General features: G+C 49.3%; 21 protein-coding genes, 1 other RNA gene and 1 pseudogene. 14 read left to right on the top strand and 9 right to left on the bottom strand.

Annotated features, from left to right (window positions below; genetic code table 11):
• A pseudogene (locus H6G45_RS11855) lies at positions 1-239 on the bottom strand (IS4 family transposase); the annotation flags it as partial.
• 263 nt (positions 240-502) lie between these two features.
• On the opposite strand from H6G45_RS11855, the gene H6G45_RS11850 reads away from it, so the two are divergent.
• The 7 genes from H6G45_RS11850 (at position 503) to H6G45_RS11820 (ending at position 5,850) form a co-directional block, all read left to right on the top strand.
• Complete coding sequence (locus H6G45_RS11850) at positions 503-742, top strand: DUF4926 domain-containing protein (RefSeq protein WP_199309726.1); 240 nt, start codon at positions 503-505, stop codon at positions 740-742.
• The gene (cobM, locus tag H6G45_RS11845) at positions 739-1,524 is read left to right on the top strand and encodes a precorrin-4 C(11)-methyltransferase (protein WP_190598624.1); all 786 of its coding nucleotides are present in this window, start codon (positions 739-741) and stop codon (positions 1,522-1,524) included. The genes H6G45_RS11850 and cobM overlap by 4 nt, the downstream gene beginning before the upstream one ends.
• 103 nt (positions 1,525-1,627) lie before the next feature.
• Positions 1,628-3,421: an alpha/beta hydrolase gene (locus H6G45_RS11840; RefSeq protein ID WP_199309725.1), complete on the top strand. Its 1,794-nt coding sequence runs from the start codon at positions 1,628-1,630 to the stop codon at positions 3,419-3,421.
• A 43-nt stretch (positions 3,422-3,464) separates the two neighbouring features.
• Complete coding sequence (locus H6G45_RS11835; RefSeq protein WP_190598623.1) at positions 3,465-3,887, top strand: BlaI/MecI/CopY family transcriptional regulator; 423 nt, start codon at positions 3,465-3,467, stop codon at positions 3,885-3,887.
• Positions 3,887-4,732: a M56 family metallopeptidase gene (locus H6G45_RS11830; RefSeq protein ID WP_190598622.1), complete on the top strand. Its 846-nt coding sequence runs from the start codon at positions 3,887-3,889 to the stop codon at positions 4,730-4,732. The genes H6G45_RS11835 and H6G45_RS11830 overlap by 1 nt, the downstream gene beginning before the upstream one ends.
• Before the next feature lie 88 nt (positions 4,733-4,820).
• The gene (gene bcp, locus H6G45_RS11825) at positions 4,821-5,303 is read left to right on the top strand and encodes a thioredoxin-dependent thiol peroxidase (RefSeq protein WP_190598621.1); all 483 of its coding nucleotides are present in this window, start codon (positions 4,821-4,823) and stop codon (positions 5,301-5,303) included.
• 10 nt (positions 5,304-5,313) lie between these two features.
• Positions 5,314-5,850 carry a hypothetical protein gene (locus H6G45_RS11820; protein ID WP_190598620.1) on the top strand — a complete coding sequence of 179 codons (537 nt, stop codon included), beginning with the start codon at positions 5,314-5,316 and terminating at the stop codon, positions 5,848-5,850.
• An 81-nt stretch (positions 5,851-5,931) separates the two neighbouring features.
• On the opposite strand, the gene H6G45_RS11815 is transcribed toward H6G45_RS11820, so the two are convergent.
• On the bottom strand, positions 5,932-6,297 hold the full coding sequence (locus tag H6G45_RS11815; RefSeq protein WP_190598633.1) for an MTH1187 family thiamine-binding protein: 366 nt from the start codon (positions 6,295-6,297) through the stop codon (positions 5,932-5,934).
• Positions 6,298-6,528: 231 nt separating this feature from the next.
• Here H6G45_RS11815 and H6G45_RS11810 point away from each other — a divergent pair, with 231 nt between their 5' ends.
• Positions 6,529-7,383 carry a universal stress protein gene (locus tag H6G45_RS11810; protein ID WP_190598619.1) on the top strand — a complete coding sequence of 285 codons (855 nt, stop codon included), beginning with the start codon at positions 6,529-6,531 and terminating at the stop codon, positions 7,381-7,383.
• Between the two features lie 114 nt (positions 7,384-7,497).
• Here the strand turns inward: H6G45_RS11810 and psbM are convergent, their stop codons facing one another.
• Positions 7,498-7,605: a photosystem II reaction center protein PsbM gene (psbM, locus tag H6G45_RS11805; protein ID WP_010871338.1), complete on the bottom strand. Its 108-nt coding sequence runs from the start codon at positions 7,603-7,605 to the stop codon at positions 7,498-7,500.
• 148 nt (positions 7,606-7,753) lie between these two features.
• Here psbM and H6G45_RS11800 point away from each other — a divergent pair, with 148 nt between their 5' ends.
• Positions 7,754-8,668, top strand: coding sequence for a histone deacetylase (locus H6G45_RS11800; RefSeq protein ID WP_190598618.1), 915 nt, complete (start codon positions 7,754-7,756; stop codon positions 8,666-8,668).
• Positions 8,669-8,849: 181 nt separating this feature from the next.
• On the opposite strand, the gene speB is transcribed toward H6G45_RS11800, so the two are convergent.
• The 6 genes from speB to H6G45_RS11775 all read right to left on the bottom strand — a co-directional run bounded on the left by speB (position 8,850) and on the right by H6G45_RS11775 (position 13,905).
• Entirely contained in the window at positions 8,850-9,770 is a 921-nt protein-coding gene (speB, locus tag H6G45_RS11795) for an agmatinase (RefSeq protein ID WP_190598617.1), read from the bottom strand.
• On the bottom strand, positions 9,771-10,526 hold the full coding sequence (locus H6G45_RS11790) for a peptidylprolyl isomerase (RefSeq protein WP_190598616.1): 756 nt from the start codon (positions 10,524-10,526) through the stop codon (positions 9,771-9,773).
• A gap of 214 nt (positions 10,527-10,740) precedes the next feature.
• A complete protein-coding gene (locus tag H6G45_RS11785) occupies positions 10,741-11,307 on the bottom strand; it encodes a photosystem I assembly protein Ycf4 (protein ID WP_190598615.1) in 567 nt (188 codons plus the stop codon).
• Positions 11,308-11,446: 139 nt separating this feature from the next.
• A complete protein-coding gene (locus tag H6G45_RS11780; protein ID WP_190598614.1) occupies positions 11,447-12,925 on the bottom strand; it encodes a GH3 auxin-responsive promoter family protein in 1,479 nt (492 codons plus the stop codon).
• Positions 12,926-13,007: 82 nt separating this feature from the next.
• Positions 13,008-13,190 carry a hypothetical protein gene (locus H6G45_RS19575; RefSeq protein ID WP_242018149.1) on the bottom strand — a complete coding sequence of 61 codons (183 nt, stop codon included), beginning with the start codon at positions 13,188-13,190 and terminating at the stop codon, positions 13,008-13,010.
• Positions 13,180-13,905 carry an amino acid ABC transporter substrate-binding protein gene (locus H6G45_RS11775; protein ID WP_242018148.1) on the bottom strand — a complete coding sequence of 242 codons (726 nt, stop codon included), beginning with the start codon at positions 13,903-13,905 and terminating at the stop codon, positions 13,180-13,182. The genes H6G45_RS19575 and H6G45_RS11775 overlap by 11 nt, the downstream gene beginning before the upstream one ends.
• Before the next feature lie 116 nt (positions 13,906-14,021).
• Between H6G45_RS11775 and rnpB the strand changes: the two genes are divergently transcribed.
• The 5 genes from rnpB (at position 14,022) to cobK (ending at position 17,105) form a co-directional block, all read left to right on the top strand.
• An RNA gene (gene rnpB / locus H6G45_RS11770) (RNase P RNA component class A) lies at positions 14,022-14,445 on the top strand.
• Positions 14,446-14,467: 22 nt separating this feature from the next.
• Positions 14,468-14,842 (top strand): DUF1818 family protein, encoded by a 375-nt coding sequence (locus tag H6G45_RS11765; RefSeq protein ID WP_190598613.1) that lies wholly within the window; start codon positions 14,468-14,470, stop codon positions 14,840-14,842.
• A 146-nt stretch (positions 14,843-14,988) separates the two neighbouring features.
• Entirely contained in the window at positions 14,989-15,525 is a 537-nt protein-coding gene (locus tag H6G45_RS11760) for an LptA/OstA family protein (RefSeq protein WP_190598612.1), read from the top strand.
• Between the two features lie 24 nt (positions 15,526-15,549).
• Positions 15,550-16,308, top strand: coding sequence for an LPS export ABC transporter ATP-binding protein (lptB, locus tag H6G45_RS11755; RefSeq protein WP_204250435.1), 759 nt, complete (start codon positions 15,550-15,552; stop codon positions 16,306-16,308).
• Between the two features lie 11 nt (positions 16,309-16,319).
• Positions 16,320-17,105: a precorrin-6A reductase gene (gene cobK, locus H6G45_RS11750; protein ID WP_190598611.1), complete on the top strand. Its 786-nt coding sequence runs from the start codon at positions 16,320-16,322 to the stop codon at positions 17,103-17,105.
• Positions 17,106-17,168: the final 63 nt, after the last annotated feature.

The following is a 17,168-nucleotide window of genomic DNA, read 5'->3' as shown; positions in this document are numbered from 1 at the left end:
ATCATTTCCCTAAAAACTCCGACATCCCTTTTTTTGCTTGCTTTTGAGAATGTAGATATATCTACTGTCTCCCCTCGCAAGTTCAGTCTTTTAAACATACTTCTCATGCTTGTTTGGCTCTGGTCTAAGACCAAGCCTAACCAGATACTCACAAACTTAAATGTGTCTAACACTGGGTAGTCATCTTTAGGAAAATTAGATAGATGAGTTTTGACAATATGTCCAAAATTTGATATCATTGCTTCAATTATTTTAATGTTTCTGCCCTTTATTCTATCATTTTAAAGGGCTTTTTCCTTCTTTATAACTATCGTTCAACACTTCTGTAACTGAGCAGGTATTAATTCATAAAGAAAATAACTTTGGCAAATACTATAATCTCAAGTTTTTTCTGAAAACAAAACAGGGGAAATCCTGGATTTTATCAGCATGGGTTGTTCGTAAAGGGGAAAATTTTCCTCGCTTAGTTAGTTGTTATCCCGTTAGAAAGTAGCAGGTAATTATGAAGATTAAAGACTTAGATGTTGTTATTCTTACTGAAGGTCGGATAACCAAAAAATTTGAAACAGGTGAGCTGATTTACCTGCAACCGGGCCAGGTGGGAACAGTGGTAATGGAACTTGACGACCAGACGTTTGAAGTTGAATTTGCTGACCAGCATGGTATTCCCTACGCCATGGAAACCGTACCGGCAGATCAATTACTGATTTTTCACCAAAATCCCATACCTGCAAATCTATGACCGCAACCAGACAATCTTTTTCTCCGGCAGTTTATTTTGTTGGGGCAGGCCCCGGTGATCCCGATCTACTGACCATTAAGGGACAAAAACTCCTCCAGGCGGCGGACTTAGTCCTCTATGCCGATTCCCTGGTGCCCAAGCAAATGTTGGCAGAGGTAGGACCCAAGACAGAATGCATTGCCACCGGGAGTAAAACCTTGGAAACCATTGTGCCGTTAATGATCACAGCGGTGCGCCAAGGGAAGATTGTGGTGCGGCTCCATTCCGGTGATTTGACCCTCTACAGTGCTATTCACGAACAAATGCAGGCCCTGGGGGAAGCGGATATTCCCTTTGTCTGTGTGCCGGGTATTAGTGCATTCCAGGCGGCGGCGGCTATCTTAAACTGTGAACTCACCGTGCCCGACCTGGTACAAACCATTGTGCTGACCCGCATTAGTGGTGCGGCTTCGGCGGTGCCAGAACGGGAAGAGTTAGCAAGTTTGGCCTACCACCAAGCCAGTTTAGGGCTATACTTAGCCGCTCGCCATGTGGAAAAAGCTCAGAACCAATTATTGGAGCACTACCCTGCCGATACCCCCGTAGCGGTTTGCTTTCGAGTGGGGTGGCCCGATGAAAAAATTTGGTTAGTTCCCCTGGGGGAAATGGCGGCCCTAAGTTTACGGGAAAATTTAATCCGCACCACCCTATACTTAATCAGCCCAGCCTTAAAAACCGATCTGCCTAGGCGATCGCGCCTTTATCACCCCGACCACAGTCATATATTTCGTCCCAAACGTTAAATTGTGCCTGTCAGTAATTTGTTAATTTTCATTGCCAAAATAAGCATAAATTTCCTCAAACAAAATTTTGTTACGATTGATGACAAAAGGCAACAAAAAATCTATGATCAATTTCTATAAAATTGCTGAAGTCGATGGCAATCAGCAAGAATCAGCTCTGTCCCGCAATAAAAAACCTAGCCCTTACTTTTGTGGAAAATTCATGATAATACCGACAAACTTTTCAAAGCGAGCTTATCAAAAAGGGATGCTGTTATTGGGGGCCTTAACGGCAAACATTCTCCTGGCTTTTCCCCTAGGGGCGGCAGAGCAAATTTCCTTTTCCTATGGTGGTTTGATGACTTCCGTAGAAATAGAATCTTTGACAAAGTTTGCGGAGACAGGGGAAGTTAATAAAGACCTACAATTTTATTTCAATTTTATTGCCCAGGATCAACAGAAAGAGTTACGGGAAGTATTGACCAAAGAAGTAGAGCTTGATCCTGTAATGATTTCTCGTTTTTTTAATACAAAAATGGGAGAAGAAATCTTAGCCCGACTAGGGGAAGTGATTAATATTCCCTATAAAAATAATGGTAAATATGCCATACGAGCAGCCCTTGTTCAGGCGGCAATGGAACCAGGGGGATTGTCTTCAATTAAAGTGCTACAAAAATTACCCACCAGCATACAAATTAATGGGGAGAAGGCTCTGGCATTGGCCAAGCAAGTTGACATGTTCATCTTGGCAACGGAAACTGCTGTGCAGGAATTGGCCACACTGACCGCTGAGGAGACTGCGGAAGCTCCAGCCGTTAATTATGCCGAGTTACCTGACCTACGCCAGCCCGGCCCCTATGGGGTGGAAAAAGTCGTTTGGCACTTAGTTGACGCTAGTCGTGATCGCCATTTTTATGTTGATGTTTTTATTCCCAAGGGAGAACCTCAAGGTAAGATTTCGGTGTTGGCCTTTTCCCATGGTTTGTCTTCTCGACCCGAAGATTACGCAGTGGGTTTACAACATTTAGCTTCCTACGGCTATCTAGTTGTTGCCCCCCAACATGTCGGTAGTGACAATATCTATCTCCAGGAAATGTTGGAGGGCTATCACGGCGACATTTTTGATGTTAATGATTACATTGATCGTCCCAAGGACATTAGTTTTACCTTGGATGAATTGCAACGACGTAATCAATCAGAATTTGCTGGTCGTTTAGATTTAGAAAATGTTGGCATGGCAGGCCATTCCTTTGGCGGCTATACTGCTTTGGCGATCGCCGGGGCGGAAATAGATTTTGATAACTTACAAAAGGATTGTGATTCAGATTTAGCCAATTTAGACGTTGCTCTGCTGATGCAATGCCGAGCGCTAGAATTGCCCCGACAAACCATTTCCTTACGGGATGAAAGGGTCAAAGCCGTGTTTGCGGCCAACCCAGTTAACCGCAGTCTTTTTGGCAGTAAAGGGTTAGCTAAAATTAACATTCCGGTTGTTTTTGGCTCCGGTAGTTACGACCCGGCGGCGCCCCCAGCTTTGGAACAAGCAGCATCTTTTACCTGGTTAACGGTGCCGGATAAATATTGGCTGCTAATTGAAGGGCAAGCCCACGTTAACTTTACTAAATTAGATCCGGGCATCAGTAAAGCCATTGATTCCACCGCCCACCTGGTTTTACCCAATCAAAACACCATTTATGACTACGTCATGGGTACAACCGTGGCATTTTTTGAAGTTTACATCCGTCAAGATCCCCAGGGTGCGGATAAATATCGCCCCTATCTCAGTTCAGCCTACGCAGAATATTTGAGTGGGCAGAATGAGTTTAAGTTGTATCTGGTGTCCGGTAAATCTGCCCCTAAAATCAGGCAAAAAATTGATGAGTTCCTGGCCCGGTACGGTGGATTCTCTCAGGATTAATCCTGTATGGTTAGAAAAGATCTTGATGCACCGTGGAATATTTATGAGTTGGATCCCCCCCTACCGCCCCCAACAATTGTCCCTGGGCCCCCTGGAGCAGGAAATTCTGGAAATTGTCTGGCAATTGGGCCAGGCCACGGTGAAGGATATCCACGACCGTATTTTGAGCGATCCTGACCGGGAATTGGCCTACTCTTCGGTGACTACTGTGTTGAACCGTCTGACTAAAAAGGGTTGGCTAGTGTGCCATCGCCAGGGTAAAGCCTTTATTTGGACGGCCAGGGTAAGCGCTGACCAGGCCAAGGCGGTGCAGTCCTACGAACAATTGCAACAGTTTTTGGCCATTAGCAACCCTGATGTGGTGGCCGCCTTTGCTGACAGTTTGGATACGGCTAGCATTGACCAGTTAACGGCGATCGCCGATCGGCTACGGGCGGCCCGGCAACAGCGACAGGAGGAAAAATAATGCACAGTATTCTGTTTCTCATGGCTGTATTAATTGCGTTTGGCCTGCGCTGGGCAATTCGTTACTGGCCCGGCAAACTAGACTGGCCTGCGGCATTAATTTTCTTTGCCCTGCCCCCCATGCTTTTGATCAGTACCAGTGCGGCGATCGCCTGGATGGGCTGTGGTTGGATGTTTGGCTTACCAGTTAGCATGGGTAGCCATCTCTTGGCCTGGATATTTTTAGTTTGGACTGGGCTATCGGTGCTCTATTTGGCGGGGCAAACCTGGCAAACCCTGGGGGCGGTGCAGAAATACCCCATCAGCCATTGGCAAGGGCAAAAAATTCGTCTTTTGGAAACCGATTTTCCCTACAGTGCCCAGGTGGGGCTTTGGTCGCCGGAATTGGTAGTGAGCCGGGGGTTATTGCGCCTACTGACTCCAGAGCAGATAGAAGCGGTGTTAGCCCACGAAAGCGCCCATCTTTTTTACCGGGACACCTGGACATTTTTCTGTTTGGGGGCCCTGCGCCGTTTAACTTTTTGGTTACCGGAAACGGAATCCTTGTGGCAGGAATTACTGTGGCAAAGGGAATGCCGAGCCGATCGCCATGGCGCGAATCACTGTGACCCCCTGGTATTGGCGGAAGCCCTCGCCCTAGTGGCCCAAAATGCCATGGTGGCCAATCCCCTGCCCCTGGGGGTACCCTTTGCAGGCCAACAGGACCGCCTACTGGCTCGCATTGATCAATTATTGTCCTCTCCAGTGGCCCCTAGTTCCCATCGGTTCATTGCCTGGGGAGGGTCTTTACTCCTACTGGCGATCGCCGTTTTGCCCCTAATTTTGATTCCTTTACATATCAAATAATTTTAAGCCCCTGGGGCTCGGTAAGGCTAATGACCATTGGGCTACTAGAAATTCCCCACAACCGTACTTAATTGAGAAATTTTTCACCATGGCCACCGCCCTAGAAATCAACCAACCGGCCCCCCCTTTCTCTGCGCCTAATGCCGCAGGCACAACGATTTCACTAGGAAATTTTGCGGGGAAGTGGTTGGTGCTTTATTTTTACCCCAAGGACAATACCCCCGGTTGCACCACTGAAGCAACGGAGTTTAGTGCCAAGTTAGCGGAATTTACCGCCCTCGATGCTGTTGTGGTTGGGGTCAGCCCAGACTCGGAAAAAAGCCACAGCAAATTCATCGATAAGCATAATCTCACCGTTCAATTACTCAGTGACCCGGAGCATCAATTAGCGGCGGCCTATGGCGCTTGGGGACCAAAAAAGTTCATGGGTAAAGAGTATGAAGGCATTCTGCGTTCCACTTTTTTAATCAACCCCCAGGGAAATATTGCCCACATTTGGCCTAATGTGAGGGTCAAGGGCCACGTCGAAAAAGTGTTGGAGAAACTACAACAACTGAGGGGCGCTGATTAATTAATTGTTTATGCAAAAATCACTTTTGGGCAGGGAAATGCTCCAGACCTGGCAGAGTTTCGCCGTTGACCTAATTAACCTAATCAATTGTTATCAACGTCGATTGCTTGGTTGGTTAGCCATGGGTTTGATTTGCTTGAGCCTAAACGCCTGTCAAAGCTCCCCGCCCCCCTTGGAATTTGCCCCCGATGGTGCAGTGGTACAGCAAGCAATTACTTTCCAACTCAACCGTACCCAAACTGCCCTTAGTCAACATTTAAACGCCCCAACGCCGGATTTTGAAATTAGCAAGATCAACGTTAAAAAAATCGAGGCGATCGCCGTGGATAACTTACCGGCCTATCACCTAACTGGGGGATATGATTTAAAACTGATTCTGCCCCGGCAAACGGTGACTCAAAAACAGAATCCATTTGATCTTTACCTACAGCGGCAAAGTGAAGGTAAAAGTTGGCGATTGTTAAAAAAAGACATTGATCCCCGCACCAACGAGGAGAAATGGGGGAGCTACCTAGTGGAGCTAGAAGCAACGGAGCCCGCAAGTTAACGAGTTGAAGTTGACAGGGGAAGAACTAAAATCCGCCCTGGGCAGACCGAATTAACCCTAGCTCTCCTCGCCATTAAGTGCTCAGGAATTTTCCAGCCATGTTTCCACACTTTTCACCTTCTCATCCATGGTTTGGGGGCGATCGGTACGAGTACCGAAGCGCATGCTGGAGGAGATGCGGGGGGCTCCTAGGGCATGGACCGCTTCGTGGCAGGCCTTGACTGCGGCAAAAACTTCGTCCCAATCCCCTTCAATGTTGGTGCCGTAGGCATGCATGGTATGTTTCAGTCCCGCTTCGGCCAACACTTTCTGACAGGCGGCCACATACTGGCCCACGGAAACCCCCACACCTAGGGGCACGACACATAAATCCACAATCACGTTCATAGCTTTTACTCGTCGGTAATGGCTAACGACAATCTCAAATTTCCCTAGATTTTGACACACTCCCGCCGTCAATTGGGGGGACAGGCTAGTTGTTGATATGGGCATTGGGTTAGAAGTCCCCTAAAACCATGGCCCACCAAGACTGAGAAAGTCCGCAACAAGTCGTTAAATTTCTGCGCTTGCATTGGCCTTATTCTGAAGGGATAAGGCTTAACCGAGGAGGGCTTGCCGTTATCAATCTCCATGGCACGGTGAGACTCTCCCTGAACCGATTCAAGGAACTCAATTATCATGCTTAGCAAAATTTTATACGCAGATTCTGGCACCAGCCAAACCCAAGAAATGCTCAAGGCCATGATGGATTTTCCGGCGGTGCAAAAGGCATCGATCACGATTTTGCACGTGGTTCCACCCCAAATTACCACGGAGGCATTCACGGAAAAATGGGCCGAGGGCGGTAAAATCCTGGCGGATTTGTTGGAGGATGTGGCCATCGAACCCAGTAAGGTCTCCACCATGTTGCGCCAAGGGGATCCCAAGGGGGTGGTGTGTGATGTGGCCAATGAAATTGATGCGGACCTAATTATTATGGGTTCCCGGGGCTTGAAGCGGTTGGAAGCCATTTTAGAAAATTCCGTCAGTCAGTATGTATTTCAACTGACCAACCACCCCATGTTGTTGGTGAAGGACGATATTTACGTTAAGCGCATTAAACGGGTCATGGTGGCCCTAGATAAGTCAGCAGCGGCGGAGTATGCGTTGGAATTAGCTCTGGAGCTTTTGCGAGACTATCCAGAAGGGGAATTAATCCTAGCCCGGGTGAATCCTGACCTCAAACCGGATCTGTTGCCCCTTTCCCGTCAAGAAATTGAGGAGAACCCCGTCCTGGCCCCGGCGATCGCCAAGGCGAAGCGTTTGGGTATTGCCTACCGCTCCACCGTAACGGGGGGTAAGCCAGGGGAAAAACTATGTGAATTGGCCGAGGACTACAACGCTGATTTGTTACTGTTGGGTTCCCCCGATCGCCGACCCTCCATTGCCAAGAGTTTGCCAGACTTGGACCGACTGTTGGGCACTTCCCTGTCGGACTATATTCGGGTCAATGCTCCCTGTCCGGTGTTACTGGCCCGCAAAGAAGGGATTTGAACCCCAGCAAGAGCGAAATATTAACCCACGCTTAAATCATCCATTGGGCAAAAAAAGGGGGCTGGATAGACTCCACCCCTGACTCTGTTCTGTTTGACAATGGTTAACCAAGGCTTAGCTTTCGCTCTGTTTACCGGTTTGAATAAACAGGATCAACAGGAAAACCGTTGGCACCAACACAAATAAAATACTTGCTATAAAGCCGAGATTATTAACTTGCATAGCCTAAACTGCCTCGATCTTAAATTTGGCTCAATACCCTACCTAGAATAGCATTGGTGGGTCATGGCCCTGGGGCAATGGCTGAGGGGCTGGCCAAACTTTTTGCTCCGCTTTCTTTACTTAATTTCACCATCCTCCTCCTCCCACCATGGTCGCTATTATCTACAGCGCGGATTTTTTGCACCACGAAACTGGCCCCACCCACCCCGAATGTCCAGCTCGACTGACGGCGATCGTCACTGCGTTACGGAAGATGCCCGGCGCCAATTATCTCCATTGGCAAAGGCCTTCCCCAGTGGCCTGGAATTTAGACCCATACATTCTCCGCTGCCATAGCCAAGAATATTTAAACAAATTGGCAAAATTAGCTGAAGAGGGCGGCGGTTCCCTCGATGTCGATACCCCTGTTTCTCCCCAGAGTTATGAGTTGGCTCGCTTAGCGGTGCGGGCCTGGCTGGATGGGGTTGACCACGCTTTAAGCCAACGGGAAGCGGCATTTGTGTTGGCCCGTCCCCCCGGTCACCATGCCATTCGCAATACAGGCATGGGTTTCTGCTTGCTCAACAGTGTGGCGATCGCCGCCCATTACGCTTTAACTAGGCCAGGGGTGGAACGGGTAGCCATTGTGGATTGGGATGTGCACCACGGCAATGGCACTGAGGCACTGGTGGAAAATAACCCCCACATTTTTTATTGTTCTTTGCACCAATTTCCCTGTTATCCCGGCACAGGGGCCGCAGGCGATCGGGGTAAACATGACAATGTGCTCAATATTCCCCTCAAACCAGGGGGAGATGGCGAAGTTTATCGAGAGGCGTTTGAGAACAAAATTCTCCCGTTTTTACGACAGGCGAAACCGGATTTACTGTTGGTGAGTGCTGGTTATGACGCCAACCGAGCCGACCCTTTGGCCTATATGAATGTAGCCCCGGAGGATTACGGCATGATGAGCCACTATCTGATGGAAATCTCTCCCTATCCGGTATTCGGACTAGAAGGGGGCTACCATTTACCGAGCTTAGCCAAATCCGTGGTGGAAACCCTTAAGCCTTTATTGTTCTGAGGGAGTTTGACCCGCAAAGTTTAGAGTTCATGGGTCAATTTTGGCCCTGTCGTTTTAACACTTTGGCTATATGGGGAACTTTCACTCAGTTTCCCTCCAAATTTGGGGGGCTAGGGGGGGCTTTTCAAACAAGCTTTTATATCCCCTTTTTCCTAAACTTCAATAGAATTTTTGACAACAGCTAAGGTTTTTTCCCCTGGGACTCTCCCCAGTAACCCATCAACTTGTAAGCCAGCTTCGCTGTGGAAAATTCCGACACCACTGAGCCCGGCACCGGAGCCAACTCCATCAAGTCACAACCAATCACTTGCTTGGTTTGAAAAAGACGGCGGAAAAATTTTAACCCTTCATACCAGCTTAGCCCCCCTGGTTCGGGAGTACCCACCCCCGGCATGAAGCCTGGATCAAAACCGTCCATGTCGATGGTGAGAAAGACTTTCTCCGTAGTGATGCTGGCGATCGCCTGGTCAATCCAATCAGGGTTATCAGCCATTTCCCTAGCCCAAAAGACAGGAATATTTTTTGCTCGAATTAGATCTGCCTCTTCCTGACAAATAGCTCGGATGGCGATCGGGAGAGTGGGTAAACCCAATTCCAACACCCGGCGCATCACACAGGCATGGTTATGCTGGGAACCTTCAAATTTGTCCCGCATATCCCCGTGGGCGTCAATTTGCACCACAGTGAAACGCTCCGACGTTCCCTTCTGCATAGCCCGCACTACCCCAGTGGTAATGGCATGCTCCCCACCGATCGCCACCACAAATTTACCGTCCTCCACAAAGGGGACAATACCGTCACAAACCTGGATCACCATGGCATCCCCTGCCAAAGTCGGATGCTCATTGCTGTCTGCCAAGGGAGCACAGGTGTAAATGCCCAAATCATGACAAGGGGAAGTATCTAACTCCTCATCGTAGGCTTCCAACTGGTCCGAAGCTTCTAGCACTGCTCCAGGGCCATACTGACAGCCCTTGCGGTAAGAAGTGGTGGCCTCATAGGGAATGGGCACCACCACCACGGCGGCATCAGCATAGGGGGTAACGGCTTCCGACTCCAGGAACTGTTTGGGCTCGGGGGAAATTTTGTGAGAACTATCCATCTATTTTTCTAAGTTATTTTGCCCTGCAATTACCTTAGCGGACTGGATTTTGTCCCCCTGTTTGATCTTCAGCACCTCGTCCATGCCCTGGGTGACGTAACCAAACACGGCATAATCACCGTCTAAAAATCCCGTTTCATCAGACAGGGTGAAATAGAACTGGGAAGAAGCAGAATCCGGCATTTGGGAACGGGCCATGGCCACTGCACCGGTTTTATGGGGCAACATCACAGGGGGACTGCTGTAGCCGCCCTGTTGTCCCACCGGTTGGCCATACAGAGGCGCTTCTGGGGCATTTTCCACGGCAGGGTCAATCTTAATTTCTAAAGGAATATTGCGGGGACGTTGGGTGTTTTTATCCACATAACCGCCTGTGCCATCACCTTTGGGGTCTCCCCCCTGGGCCACAAAGCCATCCACTACCCTGTGGAAGGTTAGGCCGTTGTAGAAACCCTGCTCCACTAGGTCAACGAAGTTACCGGCGGTGATCGGCGCATTTTCTCCGTCCACTTCAATAATGATCGGCTGGCCGTTAACCATCATTTCTACGGTGGCTTTGCCATTTAAGCGGGGCTTATAGTCCTTGTATTGATCCGTGGCTAGCTGGGCTTGGGCCACTGGGCTGCTGGTTTCTGTGGGGGAGGGATCTGCTGAAGAATTGGCAGATGGCTGATTGCAGGCAGTGAGCAAGATATTGACAACAAAAAAGATGCCCACAAACCAAGTGGCTCGGCTAATGTTCGGTAAAATCCGCATAAAATCTTATCTCCTATATGGTCTCCGTAATTGCTAATGGGGACTGCTGTTATCTTTGTGCAAATCAGCTAACCCATAGTCCCTTGCTAGGGATCTTAGTCCACCTCGATTATCTTCCAGAGGAAGTGGAGGTCAATTTAACACAGCTGCCCCCAGTTTCTGCCCTGGATTTGGTGCCTCTGATAGGGGGATCTGGCAGTATGTAAGCGGCAATTTACAAACCTTCCAGGGGCACCCCTAGAAAACGGGCTAACTCGGCCCCTTGGTTTTCCAACTGGGAAAGGGAAATGGGTTGCCCAGCCCTGGTGAGGGGAATGTCCCGCCGCTGTTTAACTTTGAGGTACAGGGAGCGTTTAGGGTTAACACCTTCTTTAATTTCTGCTTTTACTGCCTGGACATCGGCAATTTTATTAACCAATTCAATGCGGCGGTTTTTGCCGGGGAAACCCCAACGAAAAATGGTCACCTGCCCCGATTTTTTATTGAATTCGTTGTAACCACTGCCCACGTTCAGAGCCATGGTCAACCAGAGATAACCTGCCACTGTGCTGCCGGCCACACCGTAGAAAAGTAGAGCCACACCTTGGGGAATAAACTGCAGTCCGGTAGTGTCACTAACAATCAAAAGATTTTTGCCGAAGTAGCTAGAAAGGCCGGCCAACAGGAAACCAACACCGCCAATGGTGGAAATTCCAGCCCAAAAAAAGTTGCTGAAGCGGCGGGCTCCCAATACTTCTTGGCGCAAAATTTGGGAAGATTCTGCGAGCGTCTGTCCACCCATGTATTTCTCTAACTGATAATTACAACGAAACCAACCCTTGAATTTTACCCCATCAGGGCTAGGGGCTTGGCAGATGGGGCGATCGCCGGGAAGGAATTGTGTCTGGTTTGTCCCTAAATTTGGCGGTCAGGAGCGTTTTTCAAACAAGGTTAGAAGGAGGAATGCGGAGGCAATAACCTTTTTCATCTCCCCAACGCCCCTGGGTTAACCAATGGGGATAACCGTCTGTCCTCACTTGCACGGGGCCTAGCTGTGTCAACTGCCGAGCCCGACGGTAATGAAAACTACGTTGGAGGCTGTGATCTAATCGCTGGGCCAATGTTTGTTCTTCTCCGGCGATCGCCATCATTGCCGTAGGGGATAGGTAGAAAACGTAATGGGGTTGGGGCCCTGGCACTGGCACTAAGCAACGGAGACCGTCGCCATCGGCCAAGGCAAGCTTTCTCAAGGTTTGAGCCACAAATTCTTCGGTTAATTTCTCCCCCACCAAGTCACTCACCCGATCGCCCCTACCCACCAAGGTTAAGCAAGGAGTTTTAAGATACCAATGGGATACCTGCAGGCGATCGCCAAGACGGTAACGGTATAGTCCCCCAGGAGTGGAAATAATTAGTTGATAAATTTGACCTGTTTGTACGCTGGACAAATCCACAATGGTGCCATCGGCGGCCATGAATTCCAAGACAATTTGGTTCACCAAGGGCACAAATCCCCCAGCCTTGATTAAGGGAATGGTAATGGGAGCTTCCGTGGCTAATAGACCTTTTCCTTGGATGAATATTCCGGGAAAATAGGTCTGTAAAACCCTAGCTTGTTCCCAGGCAAATAGTTGATTCCAACAGGAAATCAGCTTTAACTGTGGCCAGATTTTTAACCAATTAATCGGTTCTGTTTCCAGAGCTTTCCGTCTGGCATCATCCAGGCGATCGCCAAGGGCTGCAATTAGGGCATGGCGGTTCTGAGTGATAAATGCCAATTGCACGGTCAAAAAAGTTGGACTCCAAAGGGAAATAATTTCTAAGTCTGGGTTTTGTAATAAAGCTAGGGCTAAAACCCAACGAAAAGTATCCCCGTCAGGAAAATGATTACCCACTCGCACTAAAAAATAACCACTAAGCCAGCGCAGAGGCCCCGTCAAATAATCCGTGTCATCGATGCCCCCAGGGCGATCGCCAAAGGTGGGAGAAATACAAGCATAGGTTTTGCCTGTGCGAAAATCTGGGCCATGGTGGAGCAAATCGTAGGCCCAAACAGCAAACATAAACGTAAACGCAGTTAGTAAACCATGGGTATAGGGAATTTGCTTACTGGCTCCAGAACTGCCGGAAGTTTGTTGCCAAGATCGAATTTTTTCGTTGGTAATGATTGATTGTGTAGGCGAAGTCTGCTGCTGTTCTAGCCAGGGAAAAAAATCTTCATAACTAACTACAGGAATCGCCGACCAGTGGGAATTTTTCGTGATGCCCAAAGATTGGCCATAATGGGTATGAATTAAGCGCTGAATAATTTTAATTTTCAATCGCTCTTGTTCGACTTCAGGCTGATGTAATGCGTGATTAAAACTATTAAAAGCTGGATGTAATAGATGCTTGCTCGTCCTCAGAAGAAAATTATGCATCAGAAACTGCCTAATTTAATCATTCCTTCAAACGAAGAGTCGGGGGGAAACTAGTCCCCATTTCAAACTCTGCCAATAATTGTTAATAGCTAACAATGGGAATCCATTCAAAACTGTCCACAATGCCCTGGTAATAATCGTTGATCGTTTCCCGGGGATAGGGAGCAACGCCAGTTTCTTCATCGAACCACCGTTCATAAATCTCCACCGCTGTCCTCTGGTCACTGATTACCCCCTCCATATATTTGAGCAGGCTATAATTCACCAAAATTGCGCCAATCCGAATCATCTTTGGGCAATAAACAGGCATAGGCTTCGTACTGATAGGGAAAATTAGGCACCACCTTCCACTGTTGGGGATTGTCAGAAGTTTTTTTCAATCCGGCCAAAACAATGCCATCTCCGGCAAAGGCTTCGATTTCTCCAGCTTCGAGCTTGGCCATACCATCGGCTTGGTCTTCAACTTCGACGATGGTCGCCCCCGGCTGGAAATTAAGAATAGCTTTTTCGTTGGTGGTGTCGGCAATAACCCCGATCGCCCGGCCAGCCAAGGAATCGGCGGACTCTAAATCACTGTCCACCCCGGTGATAATTTTGGTGCCATCGGCAAAGTAACTGACCGAAAAATCCACCATTGCTGTTCTATTCCAAGTGAAAGTGGAAGAAGCGCATTCTAAATCAATGGTTTGATCTTTAATCAAGTCAAAGCGGTTATCGGCGGTGGCTTCTACCATATTTAGTTTGATCGGCTTGCCTAGTCTGGCTTCCGCTTCCCGGCGAATTAATTCCAGCATATCGATGGAAAAGCCCACCCATTGCCCCTGGTCATTGACATAGGCGAAGGGCACCGCATCCTTTCTGGTGCCGGCATTAATCACCCCCGTTTGTTCAATGCGATCCAATACTTCTCCGGCCCCACTGGGTAAGCCCATGGCTCCACTGAGTAATACGGACAAAGCTAAACAGGCAAATTTTTTCATGGGATCAGTTCCTAGCACCAATCTCCCAAGACTACGGAGGAGGCAATGAAGTTTCAATTAATTTGCGCCCTCAACCACATCGGCGGAGAGTTCTGATCAATGGCACACTAGAAAAAGAGAGTTAGGGCGGGAGTTGCGGATTCCTGTCACAGGGAATCTGAGGAAAGTCCGGGCTTCCCAAAGGCCAAACTTGCTGGGTAACGCCCAGTGCGCGCGAGCGTGAGGATAGTGCCACAGAAAAATACCGCCGTTACAGTGACCAGTGACCAGTGATCAGTCTAAACCCCTGATACCTGATAGCTGATACCTGAAAAGGTAAGGGTGCAAAGGTGCGGTAAGAGCGCACCAGCAGTATCGAGAGGTACTGGCTCGGTAAACCCCGGTTGGAAGCAAGGTCGGAGGGGCAAAGGTTGGTCTTTTTCCTGCCCCATGATTGGTGGAACCGCTTGAGGAATTTGGTAACAAATTTCCCAGATAGATAACTCCCCCTGGGTGCCTCGCATCCTGGAACAGAACCCGGCTTACGACTAACTCTCTTTTTTCTTCTCCGCTGGCCAATTTGATGCTGTCGAAAACTATTCAGGAGGGTTCCGGTTGGCGCTGGGGCTTTGATCCCAATGGCGAGACTTTTCCTTTTTTACTGGGTTCAGAGGATTGGGCGTTAGAGTTGACTAGGGCAGAATTTGCTGACTTTAAGCGTTTAAGTCGGGAGTTGGCCGAGACTGTCACGGCGATCGCCGACCAGTTAATGGAGGAGGAAAAAATTTGTTGTGAACTGAGCAGTGAGTTAATTTGGCTAGAAATTGAGGGCTATGCCCATGCCTACGGATTGAGGTTTATTTTGCACCAGGGGCGTAAAGCGGAAGGGGGTTGGCCAGCGGCGGCGGTGCCAGCATTATTAAACAGTGTGCAGAGCTATGGCCCAGGGGAAACCTAAACCCAGGGTGCACGTCCAAAACCCAAGGGTGGAGGATGGATTTTTGACCTCAGCGCCCCAAAGAGATTGCCCGAATTCGCTACACTAGCTTTAATTGGGTTGACAATCTTCCCCTGCTTTCTTCCCTAGCTTGCCTGTTAGCGATTATGGTTCGTTTGCCCATGGTATTCCCTCAACATTTTTCCCCTTCCCGTTTGCTATCTCGTCACTGGGGTTGGTTGGCGATCGCCGTGGCCGCCTTAGGGAGCTTGACTTCCCTACCCGTCAACAATAATTCCTCGGTGGTGGCCCAAACGGCCCCTTCTAGCCCCATGACTGTTCGCTCCGATATCCAAGAGGCCAATTCCCAAACTGGAGTGGTGACGGCCCGGGGCAACGTTCAGGTTTACTATCCTGCCCGGAACTTGCAGGCAACGGCGGCCCAGGCCCAGTATTTTTCCCAGGAGAGACGGTTAGTGCTCAGTGGCAACGTCTATGTGCTCCAGGATGGCAACAGTATGCGGGCGGAAACCATGACCTATTTGGTGGACGAAGGACGTTTCGTTGCTAACCCGGAAGCGAATCAACAGGTGGAATCGATTTATCTAGTGGAGGAGTCCCAAAATCCCGCCGGCCCGTCCCCCACTGGACCCAATCCCCTCCCCGGTGACACTTTGCCGGATTTACCTCCCCTGGGTTCTTAAGCTGTGGGATACTAACGGCATTCGGTGACAGGCTTTTTAGCGAGAACGGCGATCGTGACCTTAGTTTTAGAAAATATCCATAAACTCTACGGCAAACGGTGTGTGGTCAATCGGGTCAACGCCCAGGTCGCCCCTGGGGAAATTGTCGGTTTACTGGGTCCCAACGGCGCCGGCAAAACCACTACTTTTTACATTGCTACGGGGCTGGTAAAACCCAATACGGGTCGGGTGTGGCTCCACCAGCGGGACATAACGAATTTACCCCTGAACCAGCGGGCCCATCTAGGATTAGGCTATCTAACCCAACAGGCCAGCGTCTTTCGTCAGTTGAGTGTGCGGGATAATATTCTCCTTGCCTTAGAACAAACTGGGGTTTCGCCGCCCCTACGGAAACATCGTCTGGAACAACTATTGGCGGAGTTTCGCTTGGAAAAAGTGGCCAATACCCAGGGCTCCCAGATTTCCGGGGGAGAAAGAAGGCGCACCGAGTTGGCCCGGGCCCTGGCGATCGGAGTGGAAGGGCCACAATTTTTGCTCTTAGATGAACCCTTTGCCGGGGTAGACCCCATTGCGGTGGCAGAAATTCAAACCATCATTGCCCAGTTACGGGAACGAAATATGGGCATTTTAATCACCGACCACAATGTGCGGGAGACCCTAGCCATCACCAACCGGGGTTACATTATGCGGGACGGGCAAATTTTGGCTTCTGGCAGTGCGGGGGAGTTATCGGAAAATCCCTTGGTGCGACAATATTATCTAGGTGAAAAATTTCAGTTGTAAGCACTCTAGTTATGGTAGATAGCCTGCCAACTGTTTGGTTAATTGGCGGAACTGTAGATAGTCGCACGATCGCCGAGGAACTCATTACCCAGGGCATGGCTTGTCTGGTGACAGTCACTACCCCAGAGGCCAGGCATCTATATCCCCTTCATCCCTATCTAAGGGTTCACGTCGGAGCTTTGACTCCGGAGGAAATACCGACCTTTCTAGAACGCCATGGTATTGCGGCCATTGTCGATGCTTCCCATCCCTTTGCGGCCCAAATTACCGCCACCGTCACGGCGATCGCCAAGGAAAAAGATATTCCCTATATCCGATTTGAGCGCCCTCCCCTACCCTTGGGAGAAAACACCCTGGAAGTGCCCGACGTTGATAGTTTAACCACAGGGTCTTATCAACCATACTTAGTGGATAAAAGGGTGCTGCTGACCGTGGGCGCTCGCTGGTTGGACCATTTCAGTGCCCTACAGACCCAAGCCATATTATTTGCCCGTATTTTGCCCTATCCCCAAGCCTTAACCCAGGCGATCGCCGCCGGATTTACCTCCGACCGAATAATTGCCCTGCGTCCCCCCGTAGCTGAACCATTGGAAAAAGCTTTGTGGGAACAATGGCAAATTCAAGTGGTGGTAACCAAAGCCTCTGGTGCCCAAGGGGGAGAATTGGTGAAGCAACGGCTGGCCGAAGCGTTGGGGATAACTCTGATCAGAATTGCCCGACCCGAGAACAAAGTAGGGCAGACTGTGAATGATCTTGCTCCGATTTACCAGTTTTGTCAGAGTCATTTACGACGCTAAATGTCACGGCTAGCCAGGGGATTTGTTAAGTATTGCAACGAGATTTTCCTGGGAAGCAAAGGT

Source organism: Synechocystis sp. FACHB-383, from assembly GCF_014698605.1.
Classification (GTDB): Bacteria; Cyanobacteriota; Cyanobacteriia; order Cyanobacteriales; family Microcystaceae; genus Synechocystis; species Synechocystis salina.
Note: the sequence above shows the minus strand (reverse complement) of the source record. Positions and strands in the feature narration are given on the sequence as shown.